This is a genomic window from Amycolatopsis ponsaeliensis, assembly GCF_030182635.1.
Classification (GTDB): domain Bacteria; phylum Actinomycetota; class Actinomycetes; order Mycobacteriales; family Pseudonocardiaceae; genus Amycolatopsis; species Amycolatopsis ponsaeliensis.
Window position 1 is genome coordinate 113,545 of sequence record NZ_JAPZLD010000012.1, and the last position, 22,001, is coordinate 135,545.

A 22,001-nucleotide genomic window follows, 5' to 3' on the forward strand; every position below is an offset into this window, starting at 1 on the left:
GAGCCTTCAGGAAGATTCAGCGAACGGCACGGGAGATCGTGCCGCATCGGAGTTGCCGGGCTTCGGTCACGATCTCCTCCTCTCGGTGGTGTTGCCTGCTGTGCTGGAAAAAGCATGCCGGAGCCCGCCTGCGTGGTCAACGCAATTAACTGCGGTCCTTTGTGGACTGTCAGGCGAACAGGGCGTCGAGTTTCGCCCGGACCCGGTCGAGGTCTTCGCTGTATTTCAGGACGGCGCCGAGCGTCCGGGCCGCCGATGCCGCGTCCAGTTCGTCGCGGTGCAGGGCCAGCAGGGCCCGGGCCCAGTCGAGGGACTCCGCGACTCCCGGCGGCTTCAGCAGGTCCATCTCGCGCAGGCGGTGCACCGCTTCCGCGACCTGCCGGGCCAGCCGCTCGCCGACCTCGGGGATCCTCCGGCGCAGGATGGTGACCTCGCGCGCCAGGTCCGGGTGTTCCAGCCAGTGGTAGAGGCAGCGGCGCTTGAGGGCGTCGTGCACTTCGCGGGTCCGGTTCGAGGTCAGCACCACGAGCGGCGGCACTTCGGCGCGGACTTCGCCGTATTCGGGGATGGTCACGGCGTGCTCGTCGAGCAGCTGGAGGAGGAAGGCTTCGAACTCGTCGTCGGCGCGGTCGATCTCGTCGACCAGCAGCACGCACGGTGAGGTGATCAGGGCCTGCAGCAGCGGGCGCGCGAGCAGGAAGCGTTCGGTGTAGAGCGAGCGCTCGGCGGCCTCGACGTCGAGGCCCCCGTCCCCGGCGGCTTCGAGGGCCCGAAGGTGCAGGAGCTGGCGCGGGAAGTCCCATTCGTAGAGCGCCTGGGCGGCGTCGATGCCCTCGTGGCACTGGAGGCGGACGAGCGGCCGGTCGAGCGCGGTGGCCAGCGCGATGGCGAGCGAGGTCTTCCCGGTGCCGGGTTCGCCTTCGCAGAACAGCGGACGGCCCATCCGGAGGGCGAGGAACCCGGCGGTGGCGAGGCCGTCATCGGCGAGATAGCCGGTCACGTCCAGCGCGGCGGCGAGTTCTTCAGGCGAGTCGGTCACGCTGTCGATCGTAGGCGGCGCGGCGGCTGTTCGCGGGTCACCGGCTGAGGACGATGGCCGGACGACTCGCGTGCCTGGATGGGCGACACGCGTACTTGGAGAGTCGGCTCGCGTACCTGGACGGTCGGCTTGTGCGGCGGGCCGGTGGTCAGGAGGGTGGTGTGCTGGGGAGGTCGGTGCGGTGGTCGACGTCGCGGCCGCTGCCGAGGTCCCCGCACTCGATGAGCTCGAGGTCGGGGCGGCCGGCCAGCCAGTCCCGGGCGCCGCGGTCGCCTTGGGCGGTTTCGGCGATTTCGGCCCACCAGCGGCGGCCGAGGAGGACAGGGTGGCCCGGGACGTCTTCGTAGGCCGCGCGGGCGACGGTTTCGGGGGTCGCGTCGGCGGCGACCCGGGCGAGGATGTCCGCGCCGACCCAGGGCAGGTCGACGAGGTGCACCAGCGCGGCCACGGGACCTGTCTCCTGGTCGAGCGCGGCGAGGCCGGCTTTGAGGGAGGCGCCCATACCGGTCTCCCAGCCCGCGGCCCGCACGGCTTGGGCCGGGTCGGGCAGGAGCGCGCTGACTTCGTCGGCGGCGGCACCGAGCACGACTCGGATGGGGTGGCAGCCGGCCGCGGTCAGGATGGCGAGTGCGCGCAGGACGAGGGGCTGCCCGCCGAGTTCGGCGAGGGCTTTCGGCCCGCCGAAGCGGCGGCCGGCCCCAGCGGCGAGGAGAAGACCGGCGATGGGTGGAGTGCCGGGGTCGTGCGCGGTCATGGGCGCGCCGGCTCTGCGCGGGGTGCCGTTGCGGACGGACAAGGCGAGAGGGCCCGGGCAGCGCCGCTCTCGCTCTGCGGCGGCCGGACGGTTGACAGGCATAGGTCTGCAGCGGCTCGCGGCAGCACCGCAACAGTCCGGGACCGCGCGGCCACGAGCGGCCGTAGTGAGACCGCCGAAGCCATCGGCGCATCAACCCGGCGAGACAGACTCGCGCGCGACCAAAGTGCGATCGCCGAGGCCCGCGGCGTAGCAAGCCGAGGCGGCGCGGCCGCACGCGGCCGTAGTGCGACCGCCGAAGCCACCGGTGCGGCAGTCCGGGGTGGCACCGCTGCACGCGGCCGCAGTGCGATCGCCGAGGCAGCAAGTCGGTGGCGCGTGGCGGCAGGCAGCCGGTGGGTGGTTGGTGATTTCGGCCGGGAGAGGTTCGCCCTCAGCCGGGCAGTGCTCTGGCGGCGGTCACCTGTGGGCGCCGGTGGGCGTGGGGTGGGTTCTTGCTCAGCCATGGGCTCGGCCGGGGGCGCTGATCGCCAGGTCCGCCTCTATCGACTTTGCCGTCTCCAGGAGGGGTGGGACCAGGTCCTTCTCCACCGACTCCGCCGTGGTGCGGCTTGCGTGTGTTGACAGGTTCACCGCTGCCACCACTCGGCCCTTGCGGTCGTGGATCGGGGCCGCCACGGAACGGAGGCCTTCCTCCAGCTCCTGGTCCACCATGGCCCAGCCCTGGTCGGTCACCTTGGCCAGTTCCGTGCGGAGGCGGTCCGGGGCCGTCACCGTGCGGTCCGTGAGGCGGTCGAGCTTCGCCACCACGAAGTACGCCTCCAGCTCCGCCCTGCTCAGACCCGCCAGGAGGACGTGGCCCATCGAGGTCGCGTACGCCGGGAAGCGGGTTCCCACGTTGATGCTCACCGTCATGATGCGGGAGACCGCCACCCGCGCCACGTAGACGATGTCCGTTCCCTCCAGGACCGACACCGAACTCGACTCGCGGACTCCCGCCGACAGGTGCTCCAGGTGGGGCTGGGCCACCTCCGGCAACGTCATGCTCGACAGGTACGAGTAGCCCAGCTCCAGCACGCGGGCCGTCAGGGAGAAGTACTTGCCGTCCGTGCGGACGTAGCCGAGGTCGGTCAGGGTCAGCAGGAAACGGCGGGCCGCGGCTCGGGTCAGGCCCGTTGCGCGGGCGACGTCGCTCAGGGTCAGCTCTGCCGCGTCCGAGTGGAACGCCTTGATCACCGCCAGCCCGCGCTCCAGCGACTGGACGTGGTGGGCGCCGCGGTGTGCCGGCTCGCTGTCGAGCTCGGCTTCGATGGGCCTCCCCGTGTCCATGCCCGGCACCTTATCCGGCGTCGGCGGGCCGGGCGCTCGGCTCGCCGAGCTCGGCCAGGGTGCGCTGGGCGATGGCGAACGCCGCGTTCGCCGCCGGGGCTCCCGCGTAGACCGCCGTGTGCAGCAGGACTTCGCCGATCTCCGCCGCCGTGAGGCCGTTGCGGACCGCCGCGCGGACGTGCATCGCCAGCTCGTTGTGCGCCTGCAGCGCGGTCAGCGCCGCGAGCGTGACGCAGCTGCGCGTGCGGCGGTCGAGGCCGTCGCGGGACCAGACCGAGCCCCACGCCCCTTCGGTGATGTAGTCCTGGAACGGGCGGCTGAAGTCCGTCGTGCCCGCGACCGCGCGGTCGACGTGCTCATCGCCGAGTACCTCGCGCCGGACCTTCATGCCCTGCTCGTGACGGTCGCCAGTCACTTCGCCTCCAGGTGCTCGAGGATCAGCCTCGTGAATTCTTCGGGCCGTTCGTAGCTACCCAGGTGTGCGGCGTCCGGCACGACCTCCAGCCGCGCGCCCGGGATGCCCGCCGCGATCAGGTCGGCGTGGCCCTCCGGTGGGGTGGCCGGGTCGTCGGCGCCCGCGATGACCAGGGTGGGCGCGGTGATCTTCGGCAGCACGTCGAGCAGGTCCATCCGCTCGATCGCGCCGCAGCAGGCCGCGTAGCCCTCGGCCGGGACGGCGGCGATCATCGACCGCAGGTACGCGGCGCGGTCCGGATGCCGCTCGGCGTACCCCGGGGTCAGCCAGCGGGTGACACCGGCGGCAGCCACCGCAACGGTGCCTTTCTCGAGGACCGTGCGGGCCCGGTCGGCCCACATTTCCGGCGGGCCGAGCTTCGCGGACGTGCAGCAGAGCACCAGGCTCGTGATCCGGTCCGGCGCGTGAGCGCCGAGCCACATGCCCGTCATCGCGCCGAGCGACAGGCCCACGAGGTGTGCTTTCGCGACGCCGAGGTCTTCGAGCAGCGCGAGGAAGTCGAAGCCGAGGTCTTCGAGGTCGTACGGACCCGGCGGCACCGGCGAAGCACCGTGTCCGCGCGTGTCGTAGCGGACCACCCGGAAGCCGCGCTCCAGCAGCGGCACGACCTGGGGTTCCCACATCCGGATGTCGCTGCCGAGCGATCCCCCGAACACCACCACCGGACCGTCTTCGGGCCCTTCGACGACCCGGTGCAGCCGGACGGCACCCACGCCGTCACCTCCGTTCGCGTTCGTCATACCCGGAAGAACACCGTCTCGCCGTCGCCCTGGAGGCGCACGTCGAAGCGGTAGCCGCCGTCGGTCTTCGCCGCGATCAAGGTGCCGCGCCGTTCCGCCGGCACCGTCGCCAGCACCGGGTCTCCGGAATTGTCCTGGTCCTCGAAGTAGATCCGCGTGACGCACCGGTTGAGCAGGCCGCGCGCGAACACCGACACGTCGATGTGGCGGGCCTGGGCGGCGCCGCCCTCACCGGGCACCACGCCCGGGAGGAGCGTGAGGATCCCGTACGTGCCCTCGGGGGTGGTCGGGCAGCGGCCGAAGCCGCGGAAGTCGCCGGACGCCTCGCCGCGCGGGTCGTCCGGGTGGCGGAACCCGCCGTCGGGGTCGGCCTGCCACGTCTCGATCATCGCGTCCGGGACCGGGTCGCCGTTGCCGTCGCGGACGATGCCGCGGATCCAGAACGCGCCGGGCGTGCCCTCGGGCACGACGTACGGGCCGTCCGGCCAGGGCAGCCCGATCGACAGGTACGGGCCGACGGTCTGCGAAGGGGTGGGAAGCAGCTTGGTCATTCGTCTTCGTCCTCTTCCTCTTCGAACACCGACGCGTCGCGCCCGCGGAGCACGATGTCGAACTGGAACCCCAGCGCCCACTCCGACTGCGTGATCTCGTGGTCGTAGCGCGAAACCATGCGCTGCCGGGCCTTCTCGTCCGGGATGGAGTTGAAGATCGGGTCCTGGGAGAAGAGCGGGTCGTCCGGGAAGTACATCTGGGTGACCAGCCGCTGCGTGAACGCCGAGCCGAACACCGAGAAGTGGATGTGCGCGGGGCGCCAGGCGTTGTCGTGGTTCTTCCACGGGTACGCGCCCGGCTTGATGGTGGTGAAGGCGTAGCGGCCGTCGCTGTCGGTCAGGGCGCGCCCGACGCCGTCGAAGTTCGGGTCGAGCGGCGACGGCCAGCGGTCGCCGGTGTGGCGGTAGCGGCCGCCCGCGTTCGCCTGCCAGATCTCGACGAGGGAGTCGCGCACCGGGCGGCCGTCGCCGTCGAGCAGGCGGCCGGTGACGATGATCCGCTGGCCCTGCGGCTCGCCCGCGTGCCGGCGGGTGAGGTCGTTGTCGAGCTCGCCGAGGCGGCCGGGACCGAGCAGCGGGCCGGTGACCTCGGTCAGCATCTGCGGCAGCAGCACCAGGTCCTGCTCGGGGTGGCGCAGCGCCGTGGAGCGGTAGCCGGGGTAGCCGAGCGGGGGGTGCGTGCCCTCGGGGTCCTCGCCGTAGCGGGGCAGCCTGAATTCGGTCGGAGTAGCCACGTCTTCTCTCCTTTACCGGCCTTCGAGGACGACGGCCAGGCCCTGGCCGACGCCGATGCAGATGGCGGCCAGGCCCCAGCCTCCGCCACGGCGGTGGAGGTCGTGCGCCAGGGTGCCGAGGATGCGGCCGCCGGACGCGCCGAGCGGGTGTCCGATCGCGATCGCGCCGCCGTGGGTGTTCACGATCTCCGGGTCGAGCTTCTTCCAGTCGCGCAGGCAGGCCAGCGACTGGGCGGCGAACGCTTCGTTGAGCTCGACCGCCACCAGGTCGTCCCAGCCGATGCCGGCGCGCTCGAGGGCGATCTCCGCCGCGCGCACCGGGCCGATGCCGAAGACGTCCGGGTCGACGCCCGCCGCGCCGCGCCCGGCGATCCGGGCCAGCGGGGTCGCGTTGAGCCGGCTCGCGCTCGCTTCGTCTCCGAGCAGGAGCGCCGACGCGCCGTCGTTCAGCGGGGAGGCGTTGCCCGCCGTGACGGTGCCGTTCTCCTTGCGGAAGACCGGCTTCAGCTTGGCCAGCTTCACGGCGCTGGAGTCCGGGCGGATGCCCTCGTCGCGGGCCAGGTCCACGCCTTCGACCGGGACGACCAAGTCGTCGTAGAAGCCTTCGTCCCACGCCTTCGCGGCGTTGACGTGGCTTCGGGCGGCGAAGGCGTCCTGCTCGTCGCGGCCGATGCCGTAACGCTCGGCGAGCTGCTCGGTGGACTCGCCGAGGGAGATCGTCCACTGAGACGGCATCTCCGGGTTGACCATGCGCCAGCCGAGCGCGGTGTTGTAGAGGGTCTGGTTGCCGGCGGGGAACGCCTTCTCCGGCTTCGGCATGACCAGCGGCGAGCGGGTCATCGACTCGACACCGCCGGCGACCGCCAGCGAAGCGTCACCGACCTGGATCGCGCGGCTGGCCTGCATCACCGCGTCGAGGCCGGAGCCGCACAGGCGGTTGACGGTGTTGCCGGGGACGCTCGTGGGCCAGCCCGCCAGGAGGGCGGCCATGCGGGCGACGTTGCGGTTGTCCTCGCCCGCGCCGTTCGCGTCGCCGAGGGTCACCTCGTCCACTGTGGACGGATCGAGGTCGTTGCGCGCCACGAGGGCCTTGAGGACGCCCGCGGCCAGGTCGTCCGGGCGGACACCCGCCAGTGCGCCGCCGTAGCGGCCGAACGGGGTGCGGATCGCGTCGAGGACGTAGACGTCGGTCATGCCTTCTCCAGCTCTCGCAGGAGGGTGAGCTCCTGCTCCGTCGGGGCGGGGGTGGTCTTCAGGTCTTCCGCGACCTTCAGTTTCCACCCCGTCGCCTTGATCGCCCGGTCCAGCTCCACGCCCGGGTGCAGCTCGGTGAGGGTCAGCTCGGCGGTCTCCGCGTCGGGGCGCATCAGGCCGAGGTCCGTCACGATGAGCGTCGGGCCCTGGCCGGGGAGGCCGAGCTTCTCGCGGTCGCCCTTGCCGGCGCCGTGGCCGAACGACGTCACGAAGTCGACCTTCTCGACGAACGCGCGGGGGCTCTGGCGCAGCACGATGAACACCTCGCCGCACGACGCCGCGATCTCCGGGGCGCCGCCCGCGCCCGGGAGGCGGACCTTCGGGTCGTGGTAGTCCGAGCCGATCACGGTCGTGTTGATGTTGCCGAACTTGTCGAGCTGGGCGGCGCCGAGGAAACCGACGTCGATGCGGCCCGGCTGGAGCCAGTAGTTGAACACTTCCGGGACGCTGACCACCGCGTCGGCGGTGTCGGCCAGCTCGCCGTCACCGATGGACAGCGGGAGGCGGGACGGCTTCGCGCCCAGGCAGCCGGATTCGTAGATCAGGGTGAGGTTGGGGGCGTGCGCGCGGCGGGCGAGGTTCGCCGCCTTGCTCGGGAGGCCGATGCCGACGAAGCAGGACATGCCGTCGCCGAGGGCACGGGCCGCCGCGATGCTCATCATCTCGTCGGCCGTGTAGTCGGTGCTCATGCCTTCGCCTCCGCGGTCTTGCGGGTCGTGCCGGTGGGGTGGACGCGGGCCTGGCTGGTGGGCGCTGCCTCGGGGGAGGAGACCCGGCCAGGCACCCCGACCGGGGTGGTGCGGGCCGGGGTGAGAGCAAACGACCACAAGGGCAAGTCGGTGCCGGCGCGAGCCCGGCCGGTGGGCGCTGCCTCGGGGAAGGAGGCAGCGACCACCCCGGGTGCGTGCCGGCGGCGACTGGTGGGGGTCATGCCTTCACCCCGGTCAGCTCGTTCAGCCACTTCGTGAACTCCTCGCGGTCGCGGCCCACCTCGTCCCACGCCTGGTACGCCGAGTTGTCGCGCTCGTAGTACCCGGCCGCGTACGACGGCTTTGCGCCGCCGGGAACCTCGGCCACCGCTGTGACCACCCAGGACGGGAGGATCACCGCGCCCACCTTGGGCTCCAGCTCGTCGACGATCTCCTCCACCGTCACCAGAGAGCGCTTCGCCGCCAGGACCGCTTCCTTCTGGACGCCGGTGATGCCCCACATCTGGACGTTGCCGGCGCGGTCGGCGCGCTGGGCGTGGACGATCGTGACGTCCGGGTTCAGCGCCGGGACCGCCGTGAGCCGCTCGCCGGTGAACGGGCACGTGATCGGCTTGATGGTCTCCGTCTGCGCCGGCAGGTCCGTGCCCGTGTAGCCGCGCAGCACTGCGAACGGCAGCCCGGACGCGCCGGCGACGTAGCGGTTCGCCATGCCCGCGTGACTGTGCTCCTCGATCTCCAGCGGCACCGGCCAGTCGTGCTGGACGGCGTCGCGGAAGCGGTGCAGCGAGCCCACGCCGGGGTTGCCGCCCCACGAGAAGATCAGCTTGCTCGCGCAGCCCGCGCCGATCAGCTGGTCGTACACGATGTCCGGGGTCATCCGCACCAGCGTGAGCCCCCGGCGACCCTGCCGGATGATCTCCTGCCCGGCCGCGACCGGGATGAGGTGCGTGAAGCCCTCGAGCGCGACGGTGTCGCCGTCGTGCACCAGCCGGCCGACGGCCTCTTCCAGTGACAGCAGCTCCGCCATCCCACTCTCCCGCATCCGTTCGCATGACGCACACTCGTTCTGCAACCGAACATAGCACGCCCCGCGGGCCGCCGACCAGACGTCTTCCACCCAATGGATGACGCAGGCGCGACGAAGGGGACTTTCCTCGCGTGAGCAGCGAGGAAAGTCCCCTTCGGAAGAGAACGTCAGCCGATCCGGACCAGCCGGGAGCCGTGCGGCGGCACCGAAGACGCCGTCCACGAGCCCCGGAACCGCCCGAGGTCCTTCCGCGCGACGAGGTCACGCACCGGCCGCGCCCCCGGCACGCCGAGGTCCACCGTGATGTCCGCGGGTGTGGAGCCCAGGTTGTAGACGGCCGCGTACGTCGTGCCGTCCGGCGCGCGCTTCTTCCACACCTGGAGGTTCCCGCCGGTCACCTGAGTCGCGTACGTCCCCGACTGGTCGACGCGGATGACCTCGGGGTTCGTCAGGATCGACACCGCGGAAGCGTCCAGGAAGTAGATGTCTCCCCCGACGTACAGCGGCGAGGACGCCATCGACCAGAACGTCATCACGCTCTGCCGCTCGACGTCGGAGATCCCGTCCTGGATGCCGGACCCCGTGTTGTTGCTGATCGGCATGGAGTCCAGGTCGGGCCGGTACTGCGGCCCGAACACGCCCTGCCAGCCGGGCAGGTCCGCCCACCGCGCCTTCACCGAGCTGTCCCAGGTGGACACGGTGTCGCAGTAGCACTCGACGTCCGTGTCGATCCGCACGCCGTTGGCGTAAGGAGCGAGAGACGGCCCGATGGACCGCGGCACCGGCCACGCGCTCGCCGTCAGCCACATCGGCCGCCGCGAACGGTCGATGGCGGCAGACCACGCCTTGATGTCGGGGACGTTGTCGGCCGTCGTCCCGTCGACCTTGATGAAGTCGACGCCCCACGACGCGAACCGGGCCACGATCGAGTCGTAGTACCTCTGCGCGCACGGGTTCCCGAAGTCGACCTTCCAGTTGCCGCCCCAGCCGTTGGACGGCGTCAGCGGCCGGTAGGCGATGTCCTGCGCGTGGCACGAGGTCCCGAAGATGGGCGCGTTCTTGTCGTAGACCTCCTTTTCGAGGCCCGTCACCGCGTACAGGCCGAGCTTCAGCCCGAGCCCGTGGACGTAGGAAGCCAACGCGGGAATCCCGGACGGGAAGCGGCCCGGATCCGGCGTCGGGATCCCGTTGACGTCGGTGTGGAACACCCACGACAGGTCCGCGTTCCAGCCGGAGTCGATGTTGACGTTGGTGTAGCCGGCCGGCTTGAGCTTCGAAGCCATGGCCGAAGCCGCGTCGCGGACGTGCGACTCGTTCAGCCACGAAGTGCCGTAACCCGCGCGGGTCGACGACTCGAGGCTCCAGCTGCTCCAGCCCATGAACGGCTTGACGAACGGCGTCCGCGCGTCGGCGACGGGCACCAAGAAAGACAGAAAACCGAGCACGGCAAGGCAAACGGAAAGGAGGCGCTTCATCGAGACACTCCTCGGATAAAGGGGAAGGGGGACCTACTCCTTGAGCCCGCTCGCCGCGATCCCGCTGACGATGAACCGCTGGGCGACCAGGAACATCGCGACCAGCGGCGCGATGGTGACGAGCGCGCCGGCGAACAGCGCCGGCAGGTTGACCGACTGCGCGGTCAGGAACGTCGAGAGCGCGATCTGGGCGGTCCACGACGACGGGTCCTGCCCGATCACCAGCGGCCACAGGAACGCGTTCCAGCTTTCGATGAACATCAGCGCCCCGAGTGACGCGATCATGCTTCCGGAGTTCGGCAGGACGAGACGCCGGTAGACGCCGAGGTAGCCGAGCCCGTCGAGCCGGCCCGCTTCCTCGAGCTCAAGGGGAAACCGCAGGTAGAAGTTGCGGAACAGGATCACGGTGAACGCGCTGAACAGGTTCGGCGCGATGATCCCCCACTCCGTGTTGACCCCGCCCATCGAACCGACGACCACGAACGTCGGCACGAACGTCACCGACTGCGGGATCATGAGCGTGACCAGCACGTACGTGAACACCGCGCGACGTCCCGGGACGTTGATCCGGGCGAGCGCGTACCCCGCCATCGAACCGAACAGCGTGCCGACCGGCGCCGTGACGATCGCGACCAGGAACGAGTTCCAGAGCGAGTGCGCCATCGGCACCGACGCGTCGGCGAACAGGTCGCCGAAGTTGACCCACGACAGCGGGTCCGGCAGCCACGACCAGTCCGGCGAGCTGACCTGCTGGCGCGTCATGAGCGCGTTGCGCAGCATGATGTAGAAGGGCAGCAGGAAGATCACCGCGAGGACCGACGCGAGGACGTACTTCGGCGCCTTCCGCGGCACCGCGATGACGGCCATCAGTCCTTCTTCCCGAAGCCGACGAACCGGCCCTGCAGCAGCGTGATCACGACGATGAGCACGGTCAGCAGGAACGCCCCCGCCGAGCCGACGCCGTAGTTCTGGTCGCCGAGCGCGGAGTCGTAGAGGTAGACCAGCGGCGGCTTCACCGGCGCGGTCGCCGTGCCCGAAAGCCCGGTGCCGAACAGGTTGTAGAACTCGTCGAACGCCTGGAACGCCGCGATGAGGATGAGCAGCAGCACCGCCACCGACGTGTTCCGCAGCTGCGGCAGCGTGATGTAGCGGAAGGCCTGCCACTTCGTCGTGCCGTCCAGCTCGCCCGCCTCGTACAGCGACGGCGAGATCGCCTGCAGCCCGGCCAGGAACAGGATCATGTACAGCCCGACCTGCAGCCACAGCCGCAGCGTCACCACCGCGACCCAGTACACCGGCGGGCTCGTCTCCGACAGCCACGGCACCGGGTCCGCGCCGAACAGCCCGCCGAGGACGTTCGCGACGCCGGAGGGCAGGCCGTTGAACAGCGCCATCTTCCACACCAGCGCCGCGACGACGTACGACACCGCCGCCGGGATGAGGAAGATCGTCCGGAAGAACGCCTTGCCGCGCTTGATGCTGTTGATCAGCACCGCGAGGCCGAGCGACGCGACGAACGTGATCGGCACGATGAACACGGTGAAGAGCGCGATCGTCGACAGAGACGTCAGGAAGGCGTCGTCGCCGAGCAGGAACGCGTAGTTGTCGAAGCCGATCCAGTGGCCGATGCTGATGGTGCCGCGGGCGTCGTTGAAGCTGAGCAGGAAGCTCCACGCGATCGCGACGTACTTGAACAGCCCCAGCCCGATCACCACGGGCCCGGTCAGCACCGCGAACGCGCCGATCGCCCGCCAGTCACGACGCCGGCGGCGCTTCTTCGCCGCCACCGTGACCGGCGGAGCCTCCTCCATCACGGCCGTCATCAGGCCAGCTGCTTGTCGACTTCGGCCTGGGCCTTCTTCGCCGCGTCGCCGAGTTCGGCGGCCGGGTCCGCCCCGTTCGCGATCTTCGTCGCGGCCTGCAGGAACAGCGTCGCCGACGCCTTGTTCCACAGCCCCGAGTACGACTTGCCGTTCTGCTGCGAGATCGTCACGGCGTCCTTCGCCGGACCGCTCGAGAACTCGGTCGTCTGCGCGGCGACCGGCTTGCGCGCCGGGATGTGGAAGCCGTACTTGACGCACCAGTCCTTCTGCAGGTCGGCGTTCTTGATCCACAGCCAGTCGATGAACTTCTTGACCGCGTCCAGGTTCTGGGACTTCGCGTTGGCCAGCTGGTACCAGCCACCGACCCGCGCGACCTGCTTGCCGGCGTCCCCGAACTTCGGCCACGCGACGACGCCGAAGTCGTCACCGAGCGCCTTCTTGATGTCGGGCAGCGACCACAGGCCGCCCCACTGCATCGCCGTGGCGCCATTGGCAAACGCGCCGGGGTCGGACCAGTCGGTCGGGTAGCCCTGGAGCAGGCCGCCGGTGTCGTGCAGCTGCTTGAGCCCGGCGATCGCGGCGACGGCCTCGGGCGAGGCGAAGGCGACCTTCTTGCCGCTGCTGTCGAAGAAGTCGCCGCCGGACGACCAGAGCAGGAGCGTCGCGGCCTCGCCGACGCCGTCGGTGCCGACGTAAAGGCCCTTCTGCTTGCCGCTGTTCAGCTTCCGGGTCGCGTCGAGCAGCTCGGCGAACGTCTGCGGCGGCTGCACGCCCGCGGCCTGCAGCGCGGACTTGCGGTAGTACAGCATCATGACGTCGTCGATCATCTTGACGCCGTAGACCTTGCCGTCGACGGTCACGGTGTCGAGCGCGGCCGGGCTGAAGTCGGCCTTGGCGGGCGTGATGATGTCGTCGAGCGGCGCGAGCAGGCCGTTCTTGACGTTCTGGTACCGGAAGTCGCCCAGCTCGAACAGGTCGGGCGCCTGCGCGGTGAGCATCGCCGAGTTGAGCTTGGTCTCGTAGTCGCCGGCGATCCAGCTGACGTTGATCGCGATGTCCGGGTTGGCCTTGGTGAACTCCTGCGCGTAGCGCTGGACGGCCTGCTGCGTCCCGGATTCGCCGTACGCGTGGTACCACTGCTGCAGCGTGACCTTGGCACCCGTTGCGGCGCCCGCGTTCTTGTTCAGCGGGTCCGAGGTGCAGCCCGCGAGGGCCGCTCCCCCGGCGAACAACACGGAACCGACCAGGAAGCTTCGACGATTCATGGGGCTCACAGGGACTCCTTAGACGCTCTCGGCGACGAAAAGACTTTGGATGGCGACGGCGGCCGCGCCCCGTGCCCACTCCTCGAACGGCAGCGGCCGGATCACCAGGCCGCAGCGGGCGGCGCTGCCGAACGCCTGGACCGCGAAGGTCCGGCGGATCTGGTCCTCGAACAGGTCGTAGGTGGCGACGCCTTCCCCGGAGACGACCACCCGTTCCGGGCCGAACAGGTTGACCAGCGCCGCCAGGCCGAGACCGATCGCGTGGCCCGCCGCGGCGAACACCTCGCGCAGCGGCTCGTCGCCGCCCCGGGCGCGGGCCACGGCGTCTTCCATGCCCAGCGTGGGTTCGCCGGAGACCTCGCGAGCGCGGACGAGGATCGCTTCGGTGGACGCGATCGCCTCGACGCAGCCCCGGCCACCGCAGTGGCACGGCGGTCCGCCGTCGGCGACCGGGACGTGCCCGATCTCGCCGGCGACACCGTGTGCGCCGCGGACCAGGTCGCCGTTCACCACGAGCGCGCTGCCGATGCCCGTTCCTACGGTGACCAGCGCGAACGACGACGCGCCGACACCTTCGCCGAACCACTGCTCGGCGACGGCGAGGGCTTTGACGTCGTTCTCCAGCGTCACGGTGAGCCCGGTGGCGTCTTCCAAGAGGGAAGCCAGCGGGACGTCCCGCCAGCCGAGGAACGGCGAGTACCGGACCACGCCGGACGCGCGGTCGACGTCGCCGGACACCGCGACGCCGAGGCAGTAGGCGCGCTCGCGGAGGTTGCTGGTGCCGTCCGGGGTCGGGCCGGCCAGCAGTTCGCCGACGAGGTCGGCCAGCGCGCGGACGACGTGGCCGGTGTCGTGGCTGGTCAGCGCATGGTGGGCGCTGGCCCGGACGTCGGCGCGCAGGTCGGTGACCACGCCGATCAGGTCGTCGCCGGTGATCTTGACGCCGACGAAGTACTCGCGGTCGGGGCGGATCGCGAGGGGGTTCGCGGGCCGGCCGGCGCCGGGGCCGGTGCGGCCTTCGGAGGCGAGTTCTTCGAGGTAACCGGCTTCGATGAAGGGCCGGGCCGCCTTGGTGACCGCGGCGGAGGAGAGCCCGGTGCGCCGGGCGACGTCGACGCGGGAGACCGGCCCTTCGGTCAGGACCGTGGTGAACACGGTCGCTGCCGCGGGACTGGTGATCGGCGCCCTTGCCGGTGCACTGCGAGGCATGGCCGGAAGGGTAGGCAGGATTAATTAACTTCGTCAAGAATTTATTTTTCGGCTGGTCATGCCTACGCTCGGGATCATGTCGCTCGTCGAACACGACCCCGCGCACCGGCTCTGGCTGCTGCGCACCCCCGAGAGCTCGTACGCCTTCCGGCTCGACGCCGACGACCGGCCGCGCCACGTCCACTGGGGTCCGCCGCTGACGCTGGCCCAAGCCACGCAGGTCGCCGCGCGCCGCAACCTGGCCGACAGCAGCTTCGACGAGCCGGGTGACGAGCGGCAGGAGCTGCCGGCCGAGGGTGGCGCCTTCTTCGGCGTCGCGGCGCTGGCCGTGCGGTACGAGGACGGGACGTCAGCCCTCGAGTGGCGTTACGACGGCTTCGCGATCGAGGACGACGCGCTCGTCGTCCGGCTCGCCGACCGCCACTACCCCCTCGAACTCTCGCTGCACTACCGCGCCCGCGGCGAAGTCGTCGAGCGCTGGACGTCGTTGCGCAACACCGGCGAAGCCCCGATTTCCCTGCTGCGCACGGATTCCGCGTCGTGGACGCTCCCCCGGCGCGACGGCGCGCGGCTCACCCGGACCTCCGGCGCGTGGAGCGCCGAGTACGGCGTGCTGCGCGAACCGGTGCCGGTCGGCGAAACCACGCTGACCAGCCGCCGCGGCGTGTCCAGCCACCAGGTCAACCCCTGGGTGATGCTCGACGCGGGTGACGCGACCGAGGCGTCCGGCGAGGTCTGGAGCACCGCGCTCGCGTGGAGCGGGAGCTGGCGGATCACGGTCGAGCGCACGCACACCGGCCGCGTCACGTGGACCGGCGGGTTCGGCCACGAGCACGTCGGCTGGCGGCTGCTGCGCGGTGAAACCTGGGAGACGCCGGTGTTCGCCGGGCTCTACGCGGCCGACGGCTTCGGCGGCACGAGCCGGCGGTGGCACGCCTACGTCCGCGAGTTCGTCCAGCCACACCCCGAGGAGCTGCGGCCGATCGTCTACAACTCCTGGGAGGCGACCGGTTGGGACGTCGACGAGCAGACCGAGACGTCCCTCGCGGCGGCCGCGGCGAAACTCGGGACCGAGCTGTTCGTCATGGACGACGGCTGGTTCGGCGCCCGCACCGGCGATACCGCCGGGCTCGGCGACTGGACCGCCAACGAGCAGCGCTTCCCGGCCGGGTTGCGGCCGCTGGCCGACGCCGTCCACGCGCACGGGATGAAGTTCGGGCTGTGGGTCGAGCCGGAGATGGTCAACCCGGACAGCGATCTCTACCGCGCCCACCCGGACTGGGTGCTGCACATGGCCCACCGCTCGCGAACCACGCTCAGGAACCAGCTCGTGCTGAACTTCGCGCGCGCGGACGTCGCGGACTGGGCGCACAAGTGGCTGGACCGGCTGGTCGGCGAGCACGGCATCGACTACCTCAAGTGGGACATGAACCGCGCGTTCACCGAGGCCGGCTGGCCCGCGGCGGGCGACGACGCGGGACGGCTCTGGGTCGGGCACGTCCGCGCGGTGCACACCATCTTGGACCGGCTGCGCGCCGATCACCCCGCGTTGCGGATCCAGGGCTGCGCGGGCGGCGGCGGGCGCACCGACCTGGGAATCCTCGCGCGCACCGACGAGATCTGGGCGTCCGACAACACCGACGCCGCCGACCGGATCACCATCCAGCACGGCTACGGCCAGCTCTACCCCGCCGGCACCATGTCGGCCTGGGTCACCGACAGCCCGAACCCGACCACCGGCCGCGAGGCACCGCTGAGCTTCCGGTTCCACGTCGCGATGGCGGGCGTGCTCGGCCTGGGCGGCGACCTGCCGAAGTGGAGCGACGCGGAACTCGAGGAGGCCGCGGCGCTCGTCGCACTGTACAAGGAAATCCGGCCGGTGGTGCAGCACGGCGAGCTGTACCGGCTGGCGGACCCGGCGAAGTCGGCGCTGACCGCGGTGCAGTACGTGCTGGACAACGACGTCGTGGTCTTCTTCTGGCGGCGGCCCGCGGAGTTCGCGCGGCCGATCACGCCGCCGCGGCTCGCGGGGCTGAACCCGGCGGGGCGCTACCGCGACCAGGACGGCGTCGTGCACGACGGCGCGGTGCTGCTGAGCCACGGTCTCGACGTCGACCTGCCCGGGAGCGGGTACGCGAGCGCGGTGGCGCGGCTGACCAGGGTCTGAATACCCACGCCGACCGGCGTCACCAGGACGGGTGACCTGGATTGACTTTTCACCGGACGTGAGCCGAATGTGAAAGTCCTTCACTTCGCTCGCCAACGGAGGCAGCATGCGCAAGCGCCTGTCCGCTCTGCTCGTCGTGCCCGCGCTCGCCTTGCTCGCCTTCGCCGCTCCGGCGTCGGCGAGCACGGGTTACCACGAGTACGTCGCCCTGGGTGACTCCTGGACGGCCGACGTCTTCGTCACCCTCCCACCCGCCACCCAGTTCACCCCGCTCGACTGCGCACAGTCCACTTCGGACTACCCACACGAGGTGGCCGGCGCCCTCGGCGTCGAAACGTTCCGCGACGCCAGCTGCGGCGGGGCCACGACGACCGACTTCACGCAGCCGCAGAAGCTGCCGCTGGGCGGGACGAACCCGCCGCAGTTCGACCGGCTCACCCCGACCACCGACCTGGTGACCGTCGGCATCGGCGGCAACGACATCGGGCTCGCGTCGGCCGTGACGAAGTGCCTCAACCTCCTGCCGGTGAGCACGTGCAAGGCGAAGTTCACCGCGGGCGGCGTCGACCAGCTGGAAAACGCGGTCAAGGCGAGCGAACCCAAGGTCGCTAGCGCGTTGCAGGGGATCCACGAGCGCTCGCCGCAGGCACGGGTCCTGCTGGTGAACTACCTCGCCGGGCTCCCCGCGAGCGGGAAGGGGTGCTGGCCGGTGATCCCCATCGCCGACGGCGACGTCGCCTACCTGCAGGCGAAGTTCCTCCAGATGAACGCCATGCTGGCGCGGGTCGCCGCGGCCAACGACGCCGAGCTCGTCGACACCTACACCCCGACCGTCGGGCACGACGCGTGCCAGGCGCCCACCGTCCGCTACGCCGAGGGCCTGATCCCGATCTCGGTGAGCAACCCGCTGCTGCTCGCGTTCCCCTTCCACCCCAACGGTGCCGGGGCCGCCGCGCAGTCGGAGATCGTCCTCGACGCGGTCCAGCGGGGCTGAATCGTCAGAGCGGTGAACTAGGCTGTCGGGGTGCCCAAGATCGCGGTGACCCGATGGATTCCCGACGACGCGGTGAAGGTCCTGGCCGAGGCGGGCGACGTGGTGGTGTCGCCCGCCGACCGCCCGCTGACGCCCGGGGAGCTGCACGAGTTCGCCGCCGGCGCGGACGCGGTGGTCGGCATGCTGCACGACCGGCTCGACGGCGCGCTGGCCGACGCCGCCGGGCCCGGGCTGAAGGTGGTCGCGAACGTCGCCGTCGGCTACGACAACGTCGACGTCCCGGCGCTGGCCGGGCGCGGCGTCGTCGTCACGAACACGCCGGGCGTGCTCACCGACGCGACCGCGGACCTCGCCTTCGGCCTGCTGCTCGCGGTGACCCGGCGGATCGGCGAGGGCGAACGGCTGCTGCGCTCGCGCACGCCGTGGTCGTTCCACCTCGGTTTTCTGCTCGGCTCGGGCCTGCAGGGCAAGACGCTCGGCATCGTCGGGTTCGGCCAGATCGGCCGGGCGGTGGCGAAGCGGGCCGAGGCGTTCGGCATGTCGATCGTCCACTCGGGACGGTCGAAAGCGGGGTCCGTTTCCTTCGAAGAGCTCCTGGCGCGCTCGGACGTCGTCTCGCTGCACTGCCCGCTGACCCCGGAGACGCGCCACCTCATCGACGCGGCCGCGTTGCGCGCCATGAAACCCGGTGCGTACCTGGTGAACACGACGCGCGGCCCGGTCGTCGACGAAGCCGCGCTGGCCGACGCCCTCGAAGCCGGGGAGATCGCCGGCGCCGCGCTGGACGTGTTCGAGAAGGAGCCCGACGTCGAACCGCGGCTGCTCGGCCGCGACGACGTCGTGCTGAGCCCGCACCTCGGGTCCGCCACGGTCGAGACGCGCACGGCGATGGCCGTGCTGGCGGCCCGCAACGTCGCGGCGGTGCTCGCCGGGCGTCCCCCGCTGACGGAGGTGAAGCCATGACCCGGATCGTCATCGCGCCCGACAAGTTCAAGGGCAGTCTCACCGCGGTCGAGGCCGCGGAGGCCATCGCGCTCGGCGTGCGAGATGCCTTACCGGACGCCGAAATCGTCACCTGCCCGGTCGCCGACGGCGGCGAAGGCACTCTCGACGTCCTCGAAGCGGCGGGCGCGCGGATCGTCCGGCTGACCGTCCGCGGGCCGCTCGAAGACCCGGTCCAGGCTTCTTATGCGGTGCTGGACGGCACGGCGTACATCGAGTCGGCGCGCGCGTGCGGGATCGAATTCGTCGAGCCCAGCCCGGAAACCGCGCTGGGCGCGCACACCTGGGGCGTCGGGGAGCTGCTCGCGGACGCGCTGATCCACGGCGCTCGCCGGCTCGTCCTGACGGTCGGCGGCACGGCCAGCACCGACGGCGGGGCCGGGATGCTCGGCGCGCTCGGCGGCGGCGTGCTGGACGCGTTCGGCGCGCCGGTCGGCCTGGGCGGCGCGACGCTGTCGCGGGTGGCGTCGACGGAGTTGACGCCGGTCCGGGAACGCCTCGCCGGGGTGAGCGTCGCCGTCGCCACCGACGTCACGAACCCGTTGCTGGGCCCGGAAGGCGCCGCCGCCGTGTTCGGGCCGCAGAAGGGCGCGGGGCCTTCGGAGGTCAAGCTGCTCGACGAGGCGCTGGGCCGGTGGGCGCACGCTCTCCAGGTGGGTGGCGCTCCGGACGTCTCCCGGATTCCGGGTGCGGGCGCCGGTGGCGGGGTCGCGGCGGGCGCGATCGCGCTGGGCGGGATCGTCGAATCCGGGTTCGACCTCATCGCGGGGCTGACCGGGGTCGACAACGCTCTGGTGGGCGCGGACCTGGTCATCACCGGGGAGGGTTCGCTCGACGAGCAGAGCCTGAACGGCAAGGCGCCGGCCGGGATCGCGGACCGGGCGCGGGGGATACCGCTGCTGGCGCTGGCCGGGCGGATCCGGCTCGATGCCGCCGGGTTGGCGCGGCTGGGCGTGGTGGGGAGCAGCGCGTTGATCGACCACGCGCCGTCGGTGGAGCATGCGCAGGCGAATGCGGCGGAACTGCTGCGGGCGCGTGCAGCGGAACTGGTCCGCGACTGGGCGGCCCGCTAGCGAACCGCCCGGCGAACGGGCCTCCCCGCGACGCTGCGGAGGGCCCGTCCGCCGTGGTCAGCTCGTGTGCTGCGGCAGCACGGCGAAGGCGACTCCGCCGGCTTCGTCCTCCTGGACGTCGAGCACCTTGTCGTCGAGCAACGCCGCGGCCTGCGGTTCCAGGAAGACCTTCGGGCCTTCCTCGGCACCCAGCACGCTGTCGCCCGCCGCGGGTTCGGGGGCGACGGACAGCGCCAGCTGGGCGCTTTCGCCGTCGGCGTTCTGGACAGCCAGGCGGAGCCCGGCGTCGCCCTCCCCCTGACTGGTCAGTGCGGTGATCGCCTCGGCGGCGGCTTCGGTCACGGTCAGCATCTTCGGCCTTCCCTTCGTCGCGGTCGGATGCACTGTGGTGCCCCACGCTAAGGGCGCCCGTTCGGGTGTGCAGTCTGAGCGGATCAGCCCTGCCGCGCCTCGCGGATGGCGTCCGCCACGGACCCGCCGGCATAGTCCGCCTCTTCGCGCGGATCGGGGTCGGCGTGGCGGCGCGGGATCTCGTCGGCCGGAGTCACCGGCTCGAAGTCCGCCGGCGCGTCTTCGACGGTCTCGTCGAGCTGGTCGGCCGGGGTCGCCGCGAGCGGGCGTTCCGGGACCGGCTCCGGCTCGGTGTCCGGCACCTCTTCGGCGAGGCGCTGGTCCATCGGCTCGCCTTCGCGAGCTTCTCTGGGCGTGGTGCCGAAGCGGTCGGCGGCGCTCCAGTGCTCGGGCGGCTCGACACCCGCTTCGAGGGGGTCCACGCGCAGCTCGTCCTCGTCGAGCGCCTCGCTGGGGTCCAAGCCTTGCGGTTCACTCACTGCTTTCTCCCGTCATCGCCGGTGACCTACCCGGGGCGTCGGGGGCTTCAAACCCGGCCGGTGTCACCGGGATCACATTTCTTCAACGGGTTTAACATATTCACAAGTTTGTGAACGCGGGGTAGCTTCGGATCATGGCCACCACCAGGTGCGCACCGGGACACCGGCTGCTCGCCACCGACCCGGAACGGCACCACGAGCTCGGCACGCATGCCGCGTGGTACGTCGTGGCCGGCGTAGTGACGACTGGCGTGCAGGCCGTTCTGTTCCTGCTGCTGCGCGACGAGCTCGGCTCCCAGGTGGCGAACCTGGTCGCGATCGCGCTGACCACGATCGGGAACACCGAGTTCCACCGCCGCGTCACCTTCGCCGGGCGGCCCAGCAACGCCGGGAAGCGGCACCTGCAGGACCTGCTGACGTTCGCGTTCTACGCCGGGTACGGGTCGGCGGTGCTGGCGATCCTCGACGCGGTCGTCGAGCGGCCGACGTCGTGGGAGGAGACCGGCACGCTGCTGCTGGCCAGCCTGGTCGGCGGGTTCGTGCGGTTCGCGGTGCTGCGCTGGTGGGTGTTCGCGCACCGGGCGGCCACGCCGGCGCACAGCGGCTAGCGTCTGGAGGCGTGGCCTCGGAAGACATCAAGCCCCACGAGGGCGGCAGTGAACCGGATTATCGCTTCACGCTGGCCAACGAGCGCACGTTCCTCGCGTGGATCCGGACGGCGCTGGGGTTGCTGGCGGGCGGGGTCGCGGTACACCAGCTGGTCCCGGCCCCGGCGGCGGCCAGCGCGGTGCTCGCCGGACTGTGCGTGGTGCTGGCGGCAGCACTGGCCGCGACGGCGTACCCGCGGTGGCGGCGGGTGCAGATCGCGATGCGGGCGGGTGAGCCGTTGCCGCGGAGCTGGACGATCGTGGCGCTGACCGGAGGGCTGCTGGCGTTGACCGTGGCGGCGGCGGTGTTGCTGGTGGTGTCGTGAGGGAGCCGGACGCGGCGCGGCACGAGCGGGCTGCGGACAGGCCCGCCGCGGCCGGCCTCGGGCAGATGCCATGGGTCGCGGGGTTTCGGCCCAGTCAGCAGCTGACCGAGGCGAGCGCGGCAAGCGCACCGGCGCACCGCTCGCGGGCGGCGGGCAGGACCGCCGCGGTAACCGCACCGGCGCGCCGATCGCGGATGGCGGGCAGGCCCGCCGCGGCCGAACTCGGGCAGACGCCATCGGCCGTGGGAATCCGACCCAGCCGACAGCGGACCGAGGCGCCCCGGCCACACGGCACACAGACCACACCGATCCGACACCGGCACCAGCCCCGCCGAGCCATCCGGGCGCAACCGCGCTCGAACATTCGGCAGCTCACCACCGCAACCCCAGCCGGACCCTTCCCGCACACTCCGCCACGGACCGCACATGCCGTTAGGCCGTCCGAACAGCCCCGCCCAGCGCCACCAGGAGCCGTTCAAGCCATTCGGCCCAACGTCGCCCGACTCCAGGCCTTCCCCCGAATACCCGCGCTTTGCGATTATCGCGACGTCAGAAGTACCGTCATCCGCCTGCGGGT

General features: G+C 71.3%; 24 protein-coding genes. 6 read left to right on the forward strand and 18 right to left on the reverse strand.

Features of this window, described 5'->3' with window-relative positions:
• Positions 1-169 precede the first annotated feature (169 nt).
• From QQ657_RS19660 to QQ657_RS19735, 16 genes are all read right to left on the reverse strand, one after another.
• Complete coding sequence (locus QQ657_RS19660) at positions 170-1,039, reverse strand: AAA family ATPase (RefSeq protein WP_350310687.1); 870 nt, start codon at positions 1,037-1,039, stop codon at positions 170-172.
• A 148-nt stretch (positions 1,040-1,187) separates the two neighbouring features.
• Positions 1,188-1,793 carry a nucleotidyltransferase family protein gene (locus tag QQ657_RS19665; RefSeq protein WP_284743755.1) on the reverse strand — a complete coding sequence of 202 codons (606 nt, stop codon included), beginning with the start codon at positions 1,791-1,793 and terminating at the stop codon, positions 1,188-1,190.
• A gap of 498 nt (positions 1,794-2,291) precedes the next feature.
• Positions 2,292-3,122: an IclR family transcriptional regulator domain-containing protein gene (locus QQ657_RS19670; protein WP_284743624.1), complete on the reverse strand. Its 831-nt coding sequence runs from the start codon at positions 3,120-3,122 to the stop codon at positions 2,292-2,294.
• Positions 3,123-3,132: 10 nt separating this feature from the next.
• The gene (pcaC, locus tag QQ657_RS19675) at positions 3,133-3,537 is read right to left on the reverse strand and encodes a 4-carboxymuconolactone decarboxylase (RefSeq protein ID WP_284743625.1); all 405 of its coding nucleotides are present in this window, start codon (positions 3,535-3,537) and stop codon (positions 3,133-3,135) included.
• Positions 3,534-4,337 (reverse strand): 3-oxoadipate enol-lactonase, encoded by an 804-nt coding sequence (gene pcaD / locus QQ657_RS19680; protein WP_284743626.1) that lies wholly within the window; start codon positions 4,335-4,337, stop codon positions 3,534-3,536. The genes pcaC and pcaD overlap by 4 nt, the downstream gene beginning before the upstream one ends.
• On the reverse strand, positions 4,334-4,888 hold the full coding sequence (pcaG, locus tag QQ657_RS19685) for a protocatechuate 3,4-dioxygenase subunit alpha (protein ID WP_284743627.1): 555 nt from the start codon (positions 4,886-4,888) through the stop codon (positions 4,334-4,336). The genes pcaD and pcaG overlap by 4 nt, the downstream gene beginning before the upstream one ends.
• On the reverse strand, positions 4,885-5,622 hold the full coding sequence (gene pcaH / locus QQ657_RS19690; RefSeq protein WP_284743628.1) for a protocatechuate 3,4-dioxygenase subunit beta: 738 nt from the start codon (positions 5,620-5,622) through the stop codon (positions 4,885-4,887). Before pcaH ends, pcaG begins: the two co-directional genes overlap by 4 nt.
• 12 nt (positions 5,623-5,634) lie before the next feature.
• Positions 5,635-6,816 carry a thiolase family protein gene (locus tag QQ657_RS19695; protein ID WP_284743629.1) on the reverse strand — a complete coding sequence of 394 codons (1,182 nt, stop codon included), beginning with the start codon at positions 6,814-6,816 and terminating at the stop codon, positions 5,635-5,637.
• Entirely contained in the window at positions 6,813-7,565 is a 753-nt protein-coding gene (locus QQ657_RS19700) for a CoA-transferase subunit beta (protein WP_284743630.1), read from the reverse strand. The genes QQ657_RS19695 and QQ657_RS19700 overlap by 4 nt, the downstream gene beginning before the upstream one ends.
• Positions 7,562-7,807 carry a hypothetical protein gene (locus QQ657_RS19705; protein ID WP_284743631.1) on the reverse strand — a complete coding sequence of 82 codons (246 nt, stop codon included), beginning with the start codon at positions 7,805-7,807 and terminating at the stop codon, positions 7,562-7,564. Before QQ657_RS19705 ends, QQ657_RS19700 begins: the two co-directional genes overlap by 4 nt.
• Positions 7,804-8,613 carry a CoA transferase subunit A gene (locus QQ657_RS19710; RefSeq protein ID WP_284743632.1) on the reverse strand — a complete coding sequence of 270 codons (810 nt, stop codon included), beginning with the start codon at positions 8,611-8,613 and terminating at the stop codon, positions 7,804-7,806. Before QQ657_RS19710 ends, QQ657_RS19705 begins: the two co-directional genes overlap by 4 nt.
• Before the next feature lie 167 nt (positions 8,614-8,780).
• A complete protein-coding gene (locus tag QQ657_RS19715; protein ID WP_284743633.1) occupies positions 8,781-10,034 on the reverse strand; it encodes a glycoside hydrolase family 27 protein in 1,254 nt (417 codons plus the stop codon).
• An 87-nt stretch (positions 10,035-10,121) separates the two neighbouring features.
• Positions 10,122-10,955 carry a carbohydrate ABC transporter permease gene (locus tag QQ657_RS19720; RefSeq protein ID WP_284743634.1) on the reverse strand — a complete coding sequence of 278 codons (834 nt, stop codon included), beginning with the start codon at positions 10,953-10,955 and terminating at the stop codon, positions 10,122-10,124.
• The gene (locus tag QQ657_RS19725) at positions 10,955-11,911 is read right to left on the reverse strand and encodes a carbohydrate ABC transporter permease (RefSeq protein WP_284743635.1); all 957 of its coding nucleotides are present in this window, start codon (positions 11,909-11,911) and stop codon (positions 10,955-10,957) included. Before QQ657_RS19725 ends, QQ657_RS19720 begins: the two co-directional genes overlap by 1 nt.
• A complete protein-coding gene (locus QQ657_RS19730; protein ID WP_284743636.1) occupies positions 11,911-13,176 on the reverse strand; it encodes an ABC transporter substrate-binding protein in 1,266 nt (421 codons plus the stop codon). Before QQ657_RS19730 ends, QQ657_RS19725 begins: the two co-directional genes overlap by 1 nt.
• A gap of 18 nt (positions 13,177-13,194) precedes the next feature.
• Positions 13,195-14,385 (reverse strand): ROK family protein, encoded by a 1,191-nt coding sequence (locus QQ657_RS19735; RefSeq protein WP_284743637.1) that lies wholly within the window; start codon positions 14,383-14,385, stop codon positions 13,195-13,197.
• A gap of 76 nt (positions 14,386-14,461) precedes the next feature.
• Between QQ657_RS19735 and QQ657_RS19740 the strand changes: the two genes are divergently transcribed.
• From QQ657_RS19740 to QQ657_RS19755, 4 genes are all read left to right on the forward strand, one after another.
• A complete protein-coding gene (locus tag QQ657_RS19740; RefSeq protein ID WP_284743638.1) occupies positions 14,462-16,552 on the forward strand; it encodes an alpha-galactosidase in 2,091 nt (696 codons plus the stop codon).
• Positions 16,553-16,658: 106 nt separating this feature from the next.
• The gene (locus tag QQ657_RS19745; RefSeq protein WP_284743639.1) at positions 16,659-17,546 is read left to right on the forward strand and encodes an SGNH/GDSL hydrolase family protein; all 888 of its coding nucleotides are present in this window, start codon (positions 16,659-16,661) and stop codon (positions 17,544-17,546) included.
• Positions 17,547-17,576: 30 nt separating this feature from the next.
• Positions 17,577-18,509: a 2-hydroxyacid dehydrogenase gene (locus tag QQ657_RS19750; RefSeq protein ID WP_284743640.1), complete on the forward strand. Its 933-nt coding sequence runs from the start codon at positions 17,577-17,579 to the stop codon at positions 18,507-18,509.
• The gene (locus QQ657_RS19755) at positions 18,506-19,621 is read left to right on the forward strand and encodes a glycerate kinase (RefSeq protein ID WP_284743641.1); all 1,116 of its coding nucleotides are present in this window, start codon (positions 18,506-18,508) and stop codon (positions 19,619-19,621) included. The genes QQ657_RS19750 and QQ657_RS19755 overlap by 4 nt, the downstream gene beginning before the upstream one ends.
• A 57-nt stretch (positions 19,622-19,678) precedes the next feature.
• On the opposite strand, the gene QQ657_RS19760 is transcribed toward QQ657_RS19755, so the two are convergent.
• Entirely contained in the window at positions 19,679-19,972 is a 294-nt protein-coding gene (locus QQ657_RS19760) for an iron-sulfur cluster biosynthesis family protein (protein WP_284743642.1), read from the reverse strand.
• Between the two features lie 83 nt (positions 19,973-20,055).
• Positions 20,056-20,451: a hypothetical protein gene (locus tag QQ657_RS19765; protein WP_284743643.1), complete on the reverse strand. Its 396-nt coding sequence runs from the start codon at positions 20,449-20,451 to the stop codon at positions 20,056-20,058.
• A gap of 134 nt (positions 20,452-20,585) precedes the next feature.
• On the opposite strand from QQ657_RS19765, the gene QQ657_RS19770 reads away from it, so the two are divergent.
• Entirely contained in the window at positions 20,586-21,059 is a 474-nt protein-coding gene (locus QQ657_RS19770) for a GtrA family protein (protein WP_284743644.1), read from the forward strand.
• A gap of 11 nt (positions 21,060-21,070) precedes the next feature.
• Positions 21,071-21,424 carry a YidH family protein gene (locus QQ657_RS19775; protein WP_284743645.1) on the forward strand — a complete coding sequence of 118 codons (354 nt, stop codon included), beginning with the start codon at positions 21,071-21,073 and terminating at the stop codon, positions 21,422-21,424.
• The last annotated feature ends 577 nt before the right edge of the window (positions 21,425-22,001 follow it).

Excerpts from the sequence above, each read along its gene's own strand:
- QQ657_RS19665 (WP_284743755.1), bottom strand. The coding sequence starts at position 1,793 with ATGACCGCGCACGACCCCGGCACTCCACCCATCGCCGGTCTTCTCCTC.
- QQ657_RS19670 (WP_284743624.1), bottom strand. The coding sequence starts at position 3,122 with ATGGACACGGGGAGGCCCATCGAAGCCGAGCTCGACAGCGAGCCGGCA.
- pcaD (WP_284743626.1), bottom strand. The coding sequence starts at position 4,337 with ATGACGAACGCGAACGGAGGTGACGGCGTGGGTGCCGTCCGGCTGCAC.
- pcaG (WP_284743627.1), bottom strand. The coding sequence starts at position 4,888 with ATGACCAAGCTGCTTCCCACCCCTTCGCAGACCGTCGGCCCGTACCTG.
- QQ657_RS19695 (WP_284743629.1), bottom strand. The coding sequence starts at position 6,816 with ATGACCGACGTCTACGTCCTCGACGCGATCCGCACCCCGTTCGGCCGC.
- QQ657_RS19700 (WP_284743630.1), bottom strand. The coding sequence starts at position 7,565 with ATGAGCACCGACTACACGGCCGACGAGATGATGAGCATCGCGGCGGCC.
- QQ657_RS19705 (WP_284743631.1), bottom strand. The coding sequence starts at position 7,807 with ATGACCCCCACCAGTCGCCGCCGGCACGCACCCGGGGTGGTCGCTGCC.
- QQ657_RS19710 (WP_284743632.1), bottom strand. The coding sequence starts at position 8,613 with ATGGCGGAGCTGCTGTCACTGGAAGAGGCCGTCGGCCGGCTGGTGCAC.
- QQ657_RS19720 (WP_284743634.1), bottom strand. The coding sequence starts at position 10,955 with ATGGCCGTCATCGCGGTGCCGCGGAAGGCGCCGAAGTACGTCCTCGCG.
- QQ657_RS19725 (WP_284743635.1), bottom strand. The coding sequence starts at position 11,911 with ATGACGGCCGTGATGGAGGAGGCTCCGCCGGTCACGGTGGCGGCGAAG.
- QQ657_RS19730 (WP_284743636.1), bottom strand. The coding sequence starts at position 13,176 with ATGAATCGTCGAAGCTTCCTGGTCGGTTCCGTGTTGTTCGCCGGGGGA.
- QQ657_RS19735 (WP_284743637.1), bottom strand. The coding sequence starts at position 14,385 with ATGCCTCGCAGTGCACCGGCAAGGGCGCCGATCACCAGTCCCGCGGCA.
- QQ657_RS19740 (WP_284743638.1), top strand. The coding sequence starts at position 14,462 with ATGTCGCTCGTCGAACACGACCCCGCGCACCGGCTCTGGCTGCTGCGC.
- QQ657_RS19745 (WP_284743639.1), top strand. The coding sequence starts at position 16,659 with ATGCGCAAGCGCCTGTCCGCTCTGCTCGTCGTGCCCGCGCTCGCCTTG.
- QQ657_RS19755 (WP_284743641.1), top strand. The coding sequence starts at position 18,506 with ATGACCCGGATCGTCATCGCGCCCGACAAGTTCAAGGGCAGTCTCACC.
- QQ657_RS19760 (WP_284743642.1), bottom strand. The coding sequence starts at position 19,972 with ATGCTGACCGTGACCGAAGCCGCCGCCGAGGCGATCACCGCACTGACC.
- QQ657_RS19770 (WP_284743644.1), top strand. The coding sequence starts at position 20,586 with ATGGCCACCACCAGGTGCGCACCGGGACACCGGCTGCTCGCCACCGAC.